Consider the following 16285-nt stretch of genomic DNA (forward strand, 5'->3'; position numbering starts at 1 on the left):
CACGGGAGACCCCAGCTCCGGCTGGGGTCTTCGTGTGTTCATGGCGCCTTCGAGGTCGACGCGCATGACGTGGATTACATTTCGGGTTCCCCGGCTCTGTTAAGCATCAGTTACCCGCGATGGCTATTGCGGTGAAGCCTTCGTTAAGGTTCGTTACGGCGTGCGTTCTGGATTTGTGACGCCGGAATCGGCGTGTGAGGATATTTTTCGATAGCGCACGAACAAAACATCCCGAAGCGTTTACCAAGGGCAGGATCCGGATTCCACCGTCGCACCGGATGCTGTCTCCTTCGGTGTGTTCGGATGCGGGTCGAATCGCCACTTCTGGCTGTCTTGCGCATATCCGCGCGCGAAAAATATCTGAGGAATGGTGTACGTGAGTGGGTTTTGGAGTCTGAGCTCGACGGCGGCCTGTGTCAGCGTCGGTATCTCATTGTATGGGGTCATCGCATATCTGGCCGGAATTCTGGACGGTGGTACGCGACCACGCATGGCGTCGTGGGTGGCGTGGTGTACGGCAAATACCGTATTCGCGGCGGTCGCATATCTTGCGGGTGCCTATCTCGCCGCCGGTATCAACGCCGCGTCGGCAACTATGAATGCCGCGGTGATCGCCCTCGGTCTGTGGCGTGGGGTGAGTCTGCGACCGGGGGACAACATAGATTGGGCGTGTCTGCTCTCATCCATTGCATGTGTGCTGGTAACCGTGGAGATTTCGGATAAGACGTTCGGTGCGATGCTGGCCATCTGCGCCAATCTCATCGCCACCGTCCCCACGTTGCGGCACGCCTGGTCGAAACCCCAGGAAGAAACCTGGCAAATGTTCGCGGCGAATGCCTTCGCCGGGGCGCTCGGAGTGTTCGGAGTCTTGCTGGCGAGCGGATATCAATTCGCCACCGTCGCCGGTCCATTGATCACCACCATCGGCAATATCGGCTTGGTGACGCTCACCGTCGGCCGCGGCCGATTCGCCGAAGATGCCGTCGTGCCGGTGCGAGTTGGCTAGCCGAAATGCGATCGATCATCTCCAACCTGGGCGATTGCTTTTCATACCCGGGCGAACTCACGCCCGGGCAGGCGCAGCGTGCACTCGCCGTTCATCGATTGTGTTCGCCGAATTGTCTCATTCTTCAGCAGGCCGAACAAACGCTCGATATCGAAGGTCGAGGCGGACCGTCGGCCGAAGTGGCACCATCGGATCAAATCGGTAAATATCCGTCCATTGAATTGATCGGATACGGTGAGGTCAGTACCGGATATCTAAGCTGATTGTTCCAGCAATAGTCCGGTTTCCGGGTCGTACCAGCGGCAGGCCAGCGGTGGCAGATGCAGCTTCAGTGCACTGCCCCGGTCGGCTCGGAAACCCGGCCGCGCCTGAACCTGCACCGCCTGACCGCTGACATCGGTGGTCAACAGGGTCGACGAGCCGAGCGGTTCCAGCACCTGGAGTTCCCCGACGAGGGCATTGTCGTCGGGGTGCTCCGCACCGACGACAATCGCCTCGGGCCGGATGCCGAGGTTGAGCTTGTGGCCGCGCAACGATTCGAGCGCCGCGGGTACGGGCAGCGACTGCCCACCCAGGTCGATGCGGGGTCCGGCATCGTCCACCTCGACGGTCCCGGTGAGGAAGTTCATCGGCGGGCTGCCGAGGAAGCCGCCGACGAATTCGGTTGCGGGGCCGTCGTATACCGCTGTCGGCGGGCCACATTGGACGATCACGCCGTCGCGCATCACCGCGACACGGTCGCCCAGAGATAGCGCCTCCACTTGGTCATGGGTGACGTAGATCGTGGTGGTACCCAGTTGGCCGACCAGTTTCTTCAGCTCGGCGCGGAACGAAAGCCGCAGCAGCGCATCGAGATTGGACAGCGGCTCATCCATGAGCAGCACATCGGCGTCCATCACGATCGCCCGTGCCACCGCGACGCGCTGGCGCTGGCCGCCGGACAACTTCGCCGGATACCGGTCGAGGTAGGGCGTCAGCTGCAGCAGATCCGCCGCCCACGCGACCTTGCGACGGATCTCATCGGTTGGCACGCCGTGCACACGCAGGCCGAAGCCGATATTGTCGGCGACCTTCTTATTCGGGAATACGGCATAGGACTGGAACACCATCGTGCATGAAGTCGTAGTTCGTACTCGCTTGGGCGCAGTTGGCCCATAGTTCGCGGAAGTATCGCCACGCCGTGACGGCTGCCTCCGAACGGAAGGTGGTGATCTGGCCGCCGGTGAACGAGGGCAGCAGATAGCCCTGGGTGAACCGGTGCAGCAGACCCTTCGGACCGGCGGGCAGGCCGAGCATCGGCCGGTTGCCATTGGCGCGGCGAGCCGCGATGGCCCAGTCGAGGAACTGGTCGTAGGTCAGCGCCGTGGCATCCGCACCGGAGGGCAGGTGTTCGAGCGCGTCGGCATGCGCAGCGAGGACGTAACTGGCGGTGGCCCACGGGATATACCAGGTCCGGTCGGTACCGGCCTTCGCGAGTTGCAGGTAGGCGGCGGGCCAGCCGCGGTTGCCGAGGTCGGCGAGCAAGCCGGTGAGGTCCTGGAGATAGCCGTCGGCCAGCGGCGCGATATCGCCGTGCAGACCGCCGAGCAGACCGACCTGCGTCGAACCCGCGCCGACCTGACTGCGCACCTGGCTGGCGAACGGGCTTTCCTCGATGGTCACATAGCTGACGCCGGGCGCGGTCCTGCCGAGCAGGCTGCGGAAACGTTCGGCCTCGTCGGCGGGCCGGAATTGAGTGGAGAGGAACAGCATGCCGCCGCTGCCGGTGGTGGCGAAGCCGGTGCATGCTGCGGTGAGCGCGACCGCACCGAGACCGGTCGCGCCGAGGAACGACCGGCGTGTCAGGCCCGATGTCGGCACAGGTGGCTCCCGGCGCGGAAATGAACCCGGGTGAGCCGACACGAATCCATCATGCCCCGATACAAACAGATATCCACGACGGCCGATTGCGCAACTTCCCGTCACTGAGAATAAAAACCCGAGTTACGTTGCGGCGCAAATAAAAAGGAATTCGCACCTCTCAAAAAGTTATGAACTTCTTTGGATAACGAATTCTTTACGCACGGCCACGCCGGGCGGTCGGCACACCTATGCTCGAAGCCCTTACGAGTGAGTAACGCTGGGATATATGAAGAAACGAGTAGCCGTATGACCGCCAGGTCCGACCTCGAACACGAACTACGCGGACCGTTGGCGGCAGCCGGGTTCCTCACCGAACAAGAGGCCGCCGAGCTGCTGGAGATGTTCCGCGCGGCCAAGCAGTTGGAGACGGCCGCACTGATCGAGGCCATCGATGAGATGGTCGGTGCCCTGCCCCGGCCGTTTCGCGCGGTGACGAAGAAGATCATGTTCGGGAGTCGGCTCGGCTGATGGGTGATCTGGTAACCGGTGCCCAGATCGTGCTGCTGTCACGAACTTTGCACACCCCGGTGGAGCGATTGGCGCATCTGGAGCGGTTGGGCGGCGAGAATCTGCACCAACTCCAGGAACGGCTGGCCGGCCTGATCTTCGATCAGCACAACGAGACCTTCGAGCGGATCAGCAAATTGGTGCCGGTCATTCCGCTGCGCATCTCGATGCCGCTGGTGCAGCGCCTGGTGCCACCGATGATGACGGGCCGGGCCGCGGGTGCGGTCGGTGTGGACCACCCGAAGAAGGCGGCCGAGACGGTTGCCATGCTCGCGCCAGGGTATGTGGCCGACTGTGCGCCGTATATGGATCCGCGTACTGTCGGCCAACTCGCCGATGTGGCGCCTGCGGAACCGATCGTGCACATCCTCAACGAAATGCTCGCGCGCAAGGACTACATCACCGCCGGACCATTCCTCGATGCCTTCGCGACACCGGAATTGGTCCTGGCCATCGAACAGGGCGTGCTCGATGACGAGGGCCTGATCTTCTCCGCCGCCTATGCCTATTCCGTCAATGGCGTGAGCGCCATCCTGCGTCAGCTGCTGGCCGGGCCGCGGCAGCGGGCGCCGCGGATGTTGCATACCGTGCTCACCGGGTCGACGGGTCTGCAACTGGCCGCGCTGTCGGCGTTCGCGCGCTGCGACCCGGATCTGATCGCGGCGATCGGCGATGTGCTGTTCAGCATCGGATCCGTCGAATTGATCGGCAATCTCATCGCGACCTATCTACGGGCTGGTGCGGTGCCGGAGTTGCTGACGTTCATCGGACACCTCAGCCCGTGGGGGCTGGGTAACCTGGCCGTGAATCCGATCCTGGCGAACGATGCGGCGCTGGCCGGACTCATCGGCGGCCTCGAGGGCCGGATCGAATCCGAGCTGTGGCGTGGACTGTTCAACCTGATCGAAAATGCCAACGCCGGGATCCAGCACCGAGTGGTGGCCCTGCTCGCGCAGTTGAGCGACGCGATGGTCGCCGCACTGCCCGGTATTGCCACCGACGCCCACTTCTGGCACTTGCTGCTGCGCCTGATCGCGACCACCGACGTCAACGTGCGCGCCCGCTTCGAAGCGATGTGGTCCGCCTTGCCCCCGGAACGCCGCATCGATCTGGAACACCGCATCAGCGACCTCGGACTGAACATCCATCTGGCACCGATCGCCACCGCGACGACGTTATCGGTCGACGAGGTGTTCTACCGGCGACGTCAGATGCGCCGCCGGTACGATACCGCGCAAACCTGGGACTGATCGGCGCTCAGCTCTTCCTTGCCACGTAGTAGCTGTTGAGGATGTCGGCTTCGACGTGCTCGATATCGATGGACGCGAAGCCCGCTTCGCGGAGCATGCGGGTCGCGAGCTGTTCGCCCCACATGGTGCCGAGGCCATCGCCGTCGAGTGCCAGCGACACCGTCATGCAGTGCATCGTGGAGATGGCGTACAGGCCGGGCCCCATCGGGTGGTCCAGGTTCTCCTCCAGGTTGCTGGAGGCCTGGACGTCCACCATCAGGAAGATGCCGTCGTCCTTCAATGCCTCGGCGATGCCGCGCAGCACCTGTTTCGGATGGGCCTGGTCATGGATCGTATCGAAGGCGGTGATCAGGTCGAATCTGTTGGATTCGGCCAGATATGTGACATCGCGCAGTTCGAAACCGGTATTGGCCAGGCCCATCGCCCGCGCCTGCGCGCGGCCCGCCGCGATCCCTTCCTCCGAGAAGTCGTAGCCCACGAAGTGGCTGTTGGGAAATTCCCTGCCCAACAGGTTGATGGCATGCCCACTGCCGCAGCCGATATCGGCGACCGCGATGCCCTGGCGTAGCCGCTCGGGCAGTCCCGGCGCCAGCGCGATGGTGACGTCGATCAGCGCGACGTCATGAACCGCGGCGCTCTGCTCCGCCGCGAGCTGCTGAAATCGGCCGTACTCGGCGTACCCGACGCCGCCGCCGTGGCGGAAACAGTCGATGATCTCGGGCTCGACGCTCGCGGTCAGCGGCACGAACTGCGTGAAGGAGGCGATATTGTCCGGGCCGGCCGCCCTGGTCAGCGAGGTGGCGTGCGCCGGAGGCAGCACGTATGTGCGATCGGCGGGGTGGTAGTCGACAATCCGTCCAACGGTGAGTGCGGCGAGCCATTCGCGCACATATCGCTCGTTCAGCTTCGCGGCCTCGGCGATCTGCGTGCTCGTCGCGGGCGGCATCGTGCTCATCGTGTCGAACAGGCGAGTCTGGTGGCCGATGCTGATCATCAGGGCCAAGAATCCGTCATTGACAATGTCCAGCATCCGGGTGCCGAAGGCCTCGGCGCGCGTGGCGAATTCCGGATCCGCCTCCGGGGTCCGGCCATTGGCCGCCGCCAGCGTTCGTGCCTTGTCCGACATGGTATTTCACGGTTCGGCGTAGTCGGCGACGCCCCGCCGGTCGAGCGTGACGCAGGGTTGGTGCACCAGTCCGGACATGATCGTTCTCCTCGGTCCTGCGATCCGTGCCCCCACTCTCGCTGCACATCCACCCACCCACGGTGCTGTCGGAGACCCTGCGCCAATTGATTGTGACGCACATCACAGTCTATTCGGGGGGTTGCCCAGCTGCAAGGTAGGCCCCGCGCGGCGCTGGCAATCGATGTCGGGCGCTGAGCCGTGGCCTGGAGCGGCCGGACGCGTTTGTGATGTTGCCGAACGATTGCATTGCGTGACGCGCCGCGGATCGGGCTACCGGGCCGACATCGGTGCAGGTGGTCCGACCCGCAGGCCGCCTCGGTCGGGGCCGATCGGGTCAGTGACTGACGAAATCCGCTGTGTCTATGACCGATCCCGCCGAGCCTACCGACAGCCGCTGATTTCCGGCGTTCAATTCGACCCATGTCGCGCACGCCGCGACCGATCGAAATCGCTTGGAAGGTAAGCAAATGACCGAGTTCGTGACTTTCGCGGAAGGGCGCCTGGCCTGTGATGTCGTCGGTGACGGGCCGCTGGTGGTGCTCTCACACGGCATCGGCACCTCGCGGCACGACTATCGCCATCTCGTACCGCCACTGGTCGCCGCGGGATACCGGGTGGTGAACGCGGACCTGCGCGGGCACGGCGAATCCAGCCTCGGCTGGCCCTCGGTCACCAGGAAGGCGGCCATCAGCCGGACCGATGTCGCCGGTGACCTGCTCAGTGTGATCCGGTACTTCGGCGGTCCCGCGGCGATCGTCGGGCACTCGCTGTCCGGCGGCGCGGCGACCATCGCGGCGGCCGAGGCGCCGGAACTGGTCGCGGCCATTATCGAGATCAACCCGTTCACCAAGGCCCAGCACCTGGACATGGGTGCCCTGTTCACCGTGCCGCGGTATCGGCGTGGGCTGATGCGATTGATGGGCACGCTGCTGCTCGGGTCGCCGAGACTGTGGCGCAGATACCTCGACTTCGCCTATCCGACCAAGCCGGACGATTACACCGACTACCTCGACGGCCTGATGCGGACCCTGCGGAAACCCGGCCGGTGGGCCGAATTCATGAAGACCGGCAGGACCACTCCGGCCGATGCCGAGGCCGCGCTGTCCGGCGTCCACCGTCCTGCGCTGGTCATCATGGGCGCCGCGGATCCGGACTACCCGGATCCGAAGGCCGAAGGGATGGCGATTGTCGCGGCGATGCCCATGGGCATCGGGAAGGTCGCCGTCGTCGACGGCGGCGGGCACTATCCGCACGCCCAGTTCGGCGACCGAGTCGCTGAACTGATCATTCCGTTCCTGCGCCAGCATGCCGCCGGTCTGCTCGAGCCCGTCCGGCACGCGGTGTGATCGGCTGGCACATTGCCGTGACAGCCATGGGTGCATGCGGTGATGATAGGGACGTGTCGACGTCCCGAACCGTTGTCCTCGTGGTCTACGACGGGATCCAGCTGATCGAATTGGCCGGTCCCATGGACATTTTCGGTGCCGCGAACGCTGTCTCCGGATCGCCGGTCTACCGGTTGGTGACGGCGGCGCCGCGGGCCGGCGCCATCGCGGTGGAGGGCGGTGTGACGATGAATGTCGGACATTCCCTGGCGGAGATCGCCGCGGGTGACGACGAGATCGACACGATGATCGTCATCGGGGGCAATGGCGCCTTCGCGCCGGCGGTATCGGCCGAGGTGGTGCGCGACCTTCCGGCCATTGCCCGGCGGTCGCGACGGGTCGCAGCGGTATGTGCCGGTTCGCTGCTGCTGGCTGCGGGCGGGCTGCTCGATGGCTATCACGCGACAACGCATTGGGGTGCGTGCGCCATGATGGCCGAGCGTTATCCTCGGGTGACCGTCGAGCCGGACCGGATCTATGTCAACGACGGAAACCGGTGGACCTCGGCGGGGGTCACCGCCAGTATCGATCTCGCGCTGGCCCTGGTCGAGGCGGATCACGGCACCGAGGTGGCGCAGCTGATCGCCCGGTGGTTCGTCGTCTTCGCCCGGAGGCCGGGCGGCCAAGCGCAATTCAGCGCCCAGCTGCGTGCACAACCGGCGCGTACGCCGGCGATCCGAGCCGTACAACAGTGGCTGCCCGACCATTTGGACGAGGACCTGAGCGTGGCCGCACTGGCAGCACGGGCGGGGCTGAGCGAGCGCGCCTTCGCCCGTGCTTTCCGCACCGAAACTGGAAGCACCCCAGCCGCTTTCGTGGAGAACCTGCGTGTGGAGGCGGCCCGCGGCCTCCTGGAGACCACCGATATGACCGTATCCGCCATCGCCAAGGCGGTCGGCTACAAACACGGTGAAACACTGCACCGGGTCTTCTCCCGGCAGTTGGCCACCACGCCGGATCGCTACCGACAGCATTTCTCGATCGCCCGTTCGGCCACTCACGGTGGTAGCGCCGAGCAGGCTCGTATCGAAGCTACGATTTAGAGTGTGCTCGAAGTCGAACCGCAGCCGGTATCCGAGTCCATGCGTTCCGCACCCGAGGCGGGCGTGACCATCGCCGAAGCCGCTCGCCGCACCGGGGTCAGCGCCCACACCCTGCGCTACTACGAACGCGCAGGCCTGGTCATCACCTCCGTCGAACGCACCAATGGCGGGCGCAGGCGCTATCGGCCGGTGGACCTGACCTGGATTACCGTGTGCACCAGGCTGCGGGCCACCGGCATGCCTATCAAAACCATCCGGCGCTATGCCCAACTGGTCTCCGCCGGGCACGGCAACGAACAGGAACGGCTTGCCCTCATGGTGGCCCACCGCGCCGATGTGGCCGCCAAAATCGCTGAGCTGCAGGGCAATCTGGAACTCATCGACCACAAGATCGACGTCTACCGCGGCCGACTCGACGCCGGTGACGCCGACGAACTGTGGGCGCCGCACAGCCTCCGGTCCGGTCCACGATGACCGCGCGCAGGCTGCCGCGCCCGCGCGAACTCGCGCCGTTGGTCAAGTTCGAACGACCGTTCGACGGCATGGCGCGCAAACTCGAACGCGCCCAGACGATTTGGGATCTGCGCGCGATGGCCCGTAAGCGCACCCCCAAGGTCGCCTTCGACTACACCGACGGTGCGGCCGATGCCGAAATCAGTCTGAACCGGGCCCGAGAGGCGTTCTCCGATATCGAGTTCCGCCCCGCGATCCTGCGCGATGTGGCGGCGACCGACACCACCGCGACCGTGCTCGGCAAGTCCGTCCAACTGCCGTTCGGCATCGCGCCCACCGGATTCACCAGGATGATGCATACCGCTGGGGAGTTGGCCGGAGCACGCGCTGCCGAACGAGCGGGCATACCGTTCACGCTCTCGACCATGGGCACCACCGCCATCGAGGATGTCGCGGCGGCCACCGGGCCCAATGCGCGCAATTGGTTTCAGCTCTACATGATGACCGATCGTGACCGATCCCTCGCCCTCGTGGACCGCGCCGCGGCGGCCGGATTCGACACCCTTGTGGTCACCGTCGACGTCCCCGTCTCCGGCGCCCGGCTACGCGATGCCCGCAATGGTATGACCGTACCGCCCTCGATCACCTTCGGTGGCGCCATCGACGCCGTGGGCAAGCCCGCGTGGTGGTGGGACTTCCTGACCACCGAACCGCTGGCCTTCGCCTCCCTCGACCGCTGGTCCGGTACGGTGGCCGAACTGCTCGATGCCATGTTCGACCCCACCGTCGGATTCGATGATCTGGCCTTGATCCGCGAGCATTGGCCCGGTCGGATGCTGGTGAAGGGCGTGCAAACCGTCGAGGATGCGCGACGTCTGGCCGCGCTCGGCACCGATGGCATCGTGCTGTCGAATCACGGTGGACGCCAACTGGATCGAGCACCGGTGCCACTGCATCTACTGCCCTCGGTCGTGCGCGAAGTCGGAGCGGATATCGAAATCCACCTGGACACCGGCATCATGCACGGCGCCGACATAGTCGCCGCGCTGGCTATCGGCGCGCGGTTCACACTCATCGGCCGCGCCTACCTCTACGGCCTGATGGCGGGCGGCGAACCCGGTGTGGATCGCACCATCGACATCCTGCGCGCGCAGATCGTCCGTACGATGAAACTGCTCGGCGTGCGGAGCATCGACGAACTCGAACCGCGGCACGTGCAGCTACTCGGACGCTATCGACCGATCGGCTGAGCTTCTTTGGATTGCAATCGGTTTCGCAGGGCGGCGGTCTAGAGTACCCATCGAAACCAAATGTGAAACCTTGTTGAATGTACCGTTAACTAACGGTACATTGCTTCGCGACATGATATCCCGCACTGGAAGGCTGGGTCATGATCGCAGGTCGAGGACCAGTAGAACTCTCGACGTTCGCCGATGCGCTGCATGCCGAAGATGTCGGTTATCGCAGAGCGTTGCGCGCGCGCCAAGTGCAGATGATCGCGATCGGTGGGGTTATCGGCACCGGTCTATTTCTCGGGGCAGGCGGGCGCCTGGCCGGTGCCGGTCCAGGATTGTTCCTGGTGTACGCGGTATGCGGGGTATTCGTATTCTTCATCTTGCGAGCGCTCGGCGAACTGGTGCTGCATCGGCCCTCCTCCGGATCGTTCGTCTCCTACGCCCGCGAGTTCTACGGGGAGAAGCTGGCATTCGCCGTCGGGTGGACCTACTTCTTCCACTGGTGCATGACCGGGATCGTCGATATCACCGCCATCGCCGCCTATGTCCGCTACTGGGGCGCGTTCGCAGTCGTCCCGCAGTGGGTGATCGCGCTCATCGCCCTGGTCGTGGTCGTCTGTACCAACCTGATCTCGGTGCGCTGGTTCGGTGAACTAGAGTTCTGGGTCGCATTGATCAAAGTCGTTGCGCTGGTCGGCTTTCTGATCGTCGGCACGATTTTCCTCGCTGGTCGCTTCACGATTCGAGGCGCGCCGACCGGTGTCGGTGTGATCGCGCACCACGGTGGACTGTTCCCGACCGGTCTACTACCGCTGGTCACCGTCCTGACCGGCGTCGTATTCGCCTATGCCGCAGTCGAACTGGTCGGTATCGCGGCCGGTGAGGCGGAGCATCCGGAGGCGATCATGCCGCGGTCGATCAACTCCGTCATCTCGCGCATCGCGGTGTTCTACGTCGGCTCGCTGATACTGCTCGGACTGCTATTGCCCTACACAGTATTCCGTGCCGGTGAGAGTCCGTTCGTCACGTTCTTCGCGAGAATCGGTGTGCCAGCGGCCGGTTCGATCATGAACCTGATCGTGATCACCGCGGCCTTCTCCAGTCTCAACGCCGGGCTGTACTCGACCGGCCGGATTCTGCGCTCGATGTCGATGAACGGCAGCGCACCCGCCGCGGCCGCGCGAATGTCACCGTCGGGTGTGCCATATGTCGGCATCCTGGCCACCGGTGCCATCGCATTGGTCGGTGTCGGTCTCGATGCGGTGGTGCCGGAGAAGGCATTCGAGATCGTCTTGAACGTATCGGCGCTGGGCACCATTGCGTCGTGGACCACGGTGCTGCTCTGTCATCTGCGCCTGTGGCAGCAGTGGCGACTCGGACTGGCCTGGCGTCCGCACTCTCGGCTGCCCGGCACGCCCTATACGACGGTGGCGACGCTGCTGTTCCTGGCAACCGTGGTCGTCCTGATGGCCTGCAGCGGCGATATGGTTCAACGCGCCGCGGTGATCGCCATGCTGGTCGGACTGGCTCCGGCCCTGGTCTGCGGTTGGTTCCTGGCCCGCCGAAAAGTATTGCGAATCGCAAAGATTCGCCAATTTCACACCGCCCAGTTCCCGGTGATGGCCGAACGTCCGCACCCGGGCCTGCCCACCGAACCGATCGTGATCGTCGAGCAGCCGACGACCCGGTACCCGGACGCGGGAAGTTCGTCGAACTGATCAACGATCTGCTCAGCCATAGCGCCGTCGCGCTGGCCGCGACCATTCAACCCCTCGGGACCGGGCGCCGCGTCGTGCGATCGACGGCCGAGGCGCCGCGTACCCTCCGCGAGCTCCGCGAGGTTCGCCGCTGCCGGGACCAGCTCCGTGCCGGATTCCCCGAACTCGCCCACGACGCCGAACAACCGACCCGCATCCGCCGAATAGCCTTGCCTCCGGTACTAATTCAGTGCCTGGCCGACGGGATCCAGCGCCCTGGCCCAGCCGGGCCGCTGTGGGCTGTTCTGTGCCGGTGGCGTCGGTGTGTTGGTCGATGTTCGCTTGGCTCCGCTCAATGCTTGGTCGGTGATGGTCGCGTCGGAGATGTGGCCACGGGCCACGCGGAGCAACTGCTGGTCCGTTGGATTAGCCAGTACGTCATTGACGCTGTTCAGGACAAGGTCCGCTTGCCTACTTCCGATCGCTCCCATCATGCGCCGGGCGGCGAGGTGGTCATTCTCGAAAACAGTGCCGAGCAACGGGCCCGTGGGCGCAACGCCACTGGCGACTCGTTGGAGATCGAGGATCGCTTCCGACGTAGGCGCGGCCAGGTAGGCACTGACGAATTGCTCCTCCGGCCCGTTCGCGACGCCGCCGTCGAGAGTGACGCCAGCGGGGACCGAACGCCGGTACCGGAATGCGGCCGCTTGCAAGTTAGCGAGATCTGCCGCGACCTCTCCAGGGGCACTATTGCCCGCGATGAGGCGAAGCGACGAGTCCTGGACGCGCTGGACCCCGGCGACCACGTGGCCGAGATGGGTGTTGGCGAGCGTCCAGTCCTTGGTGTTGCCATCGACGATCTCCCACGACCGAATGGCGTTGTACCTTATTCGCTCGTCGCGGAATCCGACAACGTCCATCGCGACCCACGCATCAGTTGACTTTCCGCCGACATCCGCGACAGCTTGCATCGCTGCGGCCGCGCCGCGGACGGTGTTGATGCCGCCATTCGCCTCAGCGGCCTCCCGTGCGGCCATCTCGAACAACGGCCGGTGCAAATATGACTGGGCGTAGTAGCCCCTGGGGCCGCCGACCCCCCGCGAGCTCCAGAATCCCCACTGAGCCAACTGCGACTGTCGCTCCATTCTGGAGAAGGGCCGCAACGGTGATCGGGTTCTGCCCCAGAGCCATTCGGTCGCCGGTGAATTGCTAATGGTACTGACCGCGCCGAGTGCCGCCAGCATCGGCATTTTTGACATGGAGTGCCCTGCACCCATGGTGCCCATACCCAGTGCGGTCCCGCCACCGCTGCCCGACGCTCGCCCACCGCCGCTGCCCTGGATGGCAAGGGCGAACCTGTTCGCGACCCATTCGTTGCCCTTGTCCAGGCTTTTGCTGAGCTTCTTGAGCTGGAGGATCGCGATGATCATCACGATTGCTCCGATAACGAACACCACCATGACCTGGTCCCCGGCCAGCCGGAACAGATCTCCCAGGATCAAGACGTACACGCCCAGAAATATGGTGAACGCCGTCATCCGCGCGGCCGCGATCACGCCGTCGACCATATTGCGCACCAGGAAAGTCTGCGTCGGCCCATATACAAAGCCGCCCGCGGCGAAGCCGAAGATCGACATCAAGCCGTGGTAGATAGTGTCGAGCGCCGCCCGGACGACCTTGATCGCGAGCACGGCGCCGAAGGCGAGTAATACCGTTCCGGCCAGCAGCAATAACAGTCCGGTCGCGATCTGCTCGAAGTTCGGATTGTCGACCGACTCCTTTGCCACGCGGTCCCCGCAACTGCTGATGCCGTTCTTCACGCGGTCTTCGTTACCTGCCGACATACCCGCCGACCATGCCGACTTGCACGCTGGCTGCTCGTCGACCACATGCCCGTAGTTCCACACCTGGAGCGGGCGCCGCGCGAAGTTATCGGTGAGGGTGGCCTGCATGGTCGCCACCGAATGAGACGGGTCGGCGGTGCCATTGCCGTTGAGCCCCGCCGCGACCGAGATGCCGAGATCGCGCCCCTCCGCGAGCAAGCCATCCGAGGACAACACATCCGCCAACGGCTCGGCCAGGAATATCGGACCCAAAATCGCGACTCCCACCATCGTCACCACCTGCATGGTCGCCTTGGCGTAGAAGCCACGGGTGACAAACCAGGCCACGAAGAACGCGCCGATCGTCGCGGCGGTCACCAACATGATCGGTGTCGCGATCTGCCCGGTCAGGCTGTGCGCCACGCCCTCCAACGGTTTCGAAACGATATTCAGCCACTGGAAACTCAATGCGTACCCGATGAGCCAGATCGCCGTTGTCACAAGGATTTTCCAGCCCGCGAACTCCAGGCCGAGCACGAGTGAGACGGCGGCATTTCCCGGGTGCAGCACGCTGCCGTGGTCGGTGGCGAACATATAGCTCGAAAGTTCGACCCCCGACGAATCCTTGACGTGTGTCCAGCCGAGCGCACTGCCCACCGACGATCCGGTGGTCCTGGTACCCGTTTCAGCGCTGGCCACCGCACCCAGCAGGATGGGGCAGACGAACAGCAGGAACAGACCCAGCAGGATCCGGGTCGCCCAGCGCCGGGGACGTGATGCGAGTAGCCGGTCCCGAAATCGCCGCAGCATCGCGGGCATTTGCCACAGGACCTGATCGCAGGGTTCTGCTTTCCAGTTATTCACCGCCACAACCTGATTCGTATGCCGTAGTGCCGCACACAGACGGCACTACGGTGAGACGAGTATCGGAGCTGGTAGATCCTCAGGGCTGCTCAACAGTCCCCGGCAACGACTTTCGACGTTAACGTCGCGGTGTGAACGACCACCGTCCGATCTGTGAACAACACACCGCGAAACAGCAAGAACGCGTTGATAATTCGTCTCAACCGTGACTTCGGGAGTTCACTTTGCGTTCGCAACGATCTGACACGTGACCCGACCTCGGGATGTGGCGGGTGAGTCACGCCCGCCGCCACCGACACCGGCCAACGGGCGGACCCCTGCCGAACGTGCACCGCTGCCCAGTCCTGCATGACGCCCATGTGATCGCCCATGGCGACCCTCGCGCCGTTCTGTGTGAAACCGCGCGTCCGTGAGTCGGGAGCTCGGCCGCAACTACGCGGACTTCCCAGTCTCGGGAGTTTTGCGACCTGAGCGAAAATTAGGTGGGCCACTGTCCGTCTTCGGTTCGGTGGCATCGAAACGTGGTTACAGGTCAGCACACCCGCCAGCACCTGACCGCGCTAGGACGAGCAGGAGAGCGCGGTGAGCCAGCGATCGCGGATCGACCTCAGCGAACTCCGCGCGATGGTCGCAAGCCTGGAACACCTCATCACCCAAGCCACCCGCGCCGTCACCGACCTGAAAACCGCCATCGCAGCCGCAGAAGCCGATTCCGCCACCGCCACGACGCCTGTTCCCGCCGATCCGGTCACGGCCGCATCCGATATCCGCGTCTCCGCGCAAGTCGCGCAAGTCGCGCAAGTCGCGCAAGTCGCGCAAGTCGCGCAAGTCGCGCAAGTCGCGCAAGTCGCGCAACCTCAGCCCTCTGTCTCCGCCCGCAAGCCGCAGCCAACCCCATGGTCTCGTCGAAATGCAGAGACACCATGGACACAACGCACCGTGCGCCTACGCCCACAACCTTCCGCCGCATCCACCCGAGTGCCCACACCCGTTGCGGCCGAAGCGAACCCACTCGTGGCAGCACGCTCGTCAGCAATCCGCCTGCCCGCACCGCCACCACCGCGCCCCACCGTGACCCGCATGGGCGGCGAAGCCAGCAGCCCAGCGGCGGCTTCGGTGGAAGATGCCAGCGGATCAGCAGCGGCTCGCCCGCTGGTCGATGCGGCGGGATCCGCAGCAACTCGCCCGCCGAACTCGGGATCGGCAGCGGTTCTTCCGTCGGGTGTGGGATCGGCAGCGGTTCTTCCGTCGAGCGCGGGATCGGCAGCGGTTCTTCCGCCGAGCGCGGGATCGGCAGCGGGTCCTCCACCGAGCGCGGGATCAGCAGCGGCTCCTCCGCAGAACTCTGGACCAGCAGCGGTTCTTCCGCCGAGCGCGGGATCGGCAGCGGTTCTTCCGCCCAGCGCGGGATCAGCAGCGGCTCCTCCGCAGAACTCTGGACGAGCAGCAGTTTCTCCGCTCGCCGATATTCAGGGCCCCTTGGCGAGTCGTCCGATGGACGATGTTGCGGAACCAGGGTTGGTACATCCACAGATCGACGTATCGGGCCCGAAGTCGTTCGGTCCGAACCCCGACACCGCACCGCACCAGCCGCTGCGATCACAGTCCCCGAACCCCGCTGCCGAGCCCACGGCGGTCCCCGCGCGTAGTGACACGGCGGGACCCGCGGCAACCCGCCCGTTGGGCGATGTCGTGGGTCCGGCAGTGGTTCGCCCGGCAGGTGACGTGGCGGAATCGGCAGTGGCTCATCCGCCGGTCTCGCACCCGGCAGCGGCTCGTCCGCTGGACGATATCGCGGGACCACGGTCGGTTCCCCCGCAGGTCGACTTGCCGGTCCCCGAGTCGTTCGGTCCGGACCCCCGACGGGTGCTGCGGCCAGAGTCCCGCACCCCCGCTGCCGAGCCCACTACGGTCGGCGCAGGTAGCGAAGCTCC

General features: G+C 64.9%; 13 protein-coding genes. 9 read left to right on the forward strand and 4 right to left on the reverse strand.

Annotated elements, in window-relative coordinates:
* Nucleotides 1-376: 376 nt before the first annotated feature.
* Both ABZW16_RS14970 and ABZW16_RS14975 read left to right on the forward strand, forming a co-directional pair.
* The gene (locus tag ABZW16_RS14970; RefSeq protein ID WP_354956051.1) at nucleotides 377-1006 is read left to right on the forward strand and encodes a hypothetical protein; all 630 of its coding nucleotides are present in this window, start codon (nucleotides 377-379) and stop codon (nucleotides 1004-1006) included.
* A gap of 5 nt (nucleotides 1007-1011) precedes the next feature.
* Nucleotides 1012-1269 carry a hypothetical protein gene (locus ABZW16_RS14975; protein WP_354956053.1) on the forward strand — a complete coding sequence of 86 codons (258 nt, stop codon included), beginning with the start codon at nucleotides 1012-1014 and terminating at the stop codon, nucleotides 1267-1269.
* On the opposite strand, the gene ABZW16_RS14980 is transcribed toward ABZW16_RS14975, so the two are convergent.
* Together ABZW16_RS14980 and ABZW16_RS14985 are read right to left on the reverse strand one after the other, a co-directional pair.
* Nucleotides 1261-2115 carry an ATP-binding cassette domain-containing protein gene (locus tag ABZW16_RS14980; RefSeq protein WP_354956055.1) on the reverse strand — a complete coding sequence of 285 codons (855 nt, stop codon included), beginning with the start codon at nucleotides 2113-2115 and terminating at the stop codon, nucleotides 1261-1263. The genes ABZW16_RS14975 and ABZW16_RS14980 overlap by 9 nt on opposite strands.
* Nucleotides 2081-2866 carry an extracellular solute-binding protein gene (locus tag ABZW16_RS14985; RefSeq protein ID WP_354956056.1) on the reverse strand — a complete coding sequence of 262 codons (786 nt, stop codon included), beginning with the start codon at nucleotides 2864-2866 and terminating at the stop codon, nucleotides 2081-2083. Before ABZW16_RS14985 ends, ABZW16_RS14980 begins: the two co-directional genes overlap by 35 nt.
* 288 nt (nucleotides 2867-3154) lie before the next feature.
* Between ABZW16_RS14985 and ABZW16_RS14990 the strand changes: the two genes are divergently transcribed.
* Nucleotides 3155-3376 carry a hypothetical protein gene (locus ABZW16_RS14990; RefSeq protein WP_354956058.1) on the forward strand — a complete coding sequence of 74 codons (222 nt, stop codon included), beginning with the start codon at nucleotides 3155-3157 and terminating at the stop codon, nucleotides 3374-3376.
* Complete coding sequence (locus tag ABZW16_RS14995) at nucleotides 3376-4665, forward strand: hypothetical protein (RefSeq protein WP_354956060.1); 1290 nt, start codon at nucleotides 3376-3378, stop codon at nucleotides 4663-4665. Before ABZW16_RS14990 ends, ABZW16_RS14995 begins: the two co-directional genes overlap by 1 nt.
* 7 nt (nucleotides 4666-4672) lie before the next feature.
* Here ABZW16_RS14995 and ABZW16_RS15000 read toward each other — a convergent pair whose 3' ends face one another.
* Nucleotides 4673-5791: a class I SAM-dependent methyltransferase gene (locus tag ABZW16_RS15000; protein WP_354956062.1), complete on the reverse strand. Its 1119-nt coding sequence runs from the start codon at nucleotides 5789-5791 to the stop codon at nucleotides 4673-4675.
* Between the two features lie 527 nt (nucleotides 5792-6318).
* Here ABZW16_RS15000 and ABZW16_RS15005 point away from each other — a divergent pair.
* The 5 genes from ABZW16_RS15005 (at nucleotide 6319) to ABZW16_RS15025 (ending at nucleotide 11685) form a co-directional block, all read left to right on the forward strand.
* Nucleotides 6319-7197 carry an alpha/beta hydrolase gene (locus tag ABZW16_RS15005; RefSeq protein ID WP_354956064.1) on the forward strand — a complete coding sequence of 293 codons (879 nt, stop codon included), beginning with the start codon at nucleotides 6319-6321 and terminating at the stop codon, nucleotides 7195-7197.
* 53 nt (nucleotides 7198-7250) lie between these two features.
* Entirely contained in the window at nucleotides 7251-8279 is a 1029-nt protein-coding gene (locus tag ABZW16_RS15010; RefSeq protein WP_354956066.1) for a helix-turn-helix domain-containing protein, read from the forward strand.
* A gap of 3 nt (nucleotides 8280-8282) precedes the next feature.
* Nucleotides 8283-8753, forward strand: coding sequence for a MerR family transcriptional regulator (locus tag ABZW16_RS15015; RefSeq protein ID WP_354956068.1), 471 nt, complete (start codon nucleotides 8283-8285; stop codon nucleotides 8751-8753).
* Nucleotides 8750-9982, forward strand: a complete 1233-nt coding sequence (locus ABZW16_RS15020; RefSeq protein WP_354956070.1) for an alpha-hydroxy acid oxidase — start codon at nucleotides 8750-8752, stop codon at nucleotides 9980-9982. The genes ABZW16_RS15015 and ABZW16_RS15020 overlap by 4 nt, the downstream gene beginning before the upstream one ends.
* A 140-nt stretch (nucleotides 9983-10122) precedes the next feature.
* Nucleotides 10123-11685: an amino acid permease gene (locus ABZW16_RS15025; protein WP_354956072.1), complete on the forward strand. Its 1563-nt coding sequence runs from the start codon at nucleotides 10123-10125 to the stop codon at nucleotides 11683-11685.
* A 221-nt stretch (nucleotides 11686-11906) separates the two neighbouring features.
* Here ABZW16_RS15025 and ABZW16_RS15030 read toward each other — a convergent pair whose 3' ends face one another.
* A complete protein-coding gene (locus ABZW16_RS15030; protein WP_354956074.1) occupies nucleotides 11907-14351 on the reverse strand; it encodes a hypothetical protein in 2445 nt (814 codons plus the stop codon).
* Nucleotides 14352-16285 lie beyond the last annotated feature (1934 nt).

This window comes from Nocardia sp. NPDC004604 (assembly GCF_040609795.1).
Taxonomy (GTDB): domain Bacteria; phylum Actinomycetota; class Actinomycetes; order Mycobacteriales; family Mycobacteriaceae; genus Nocardia.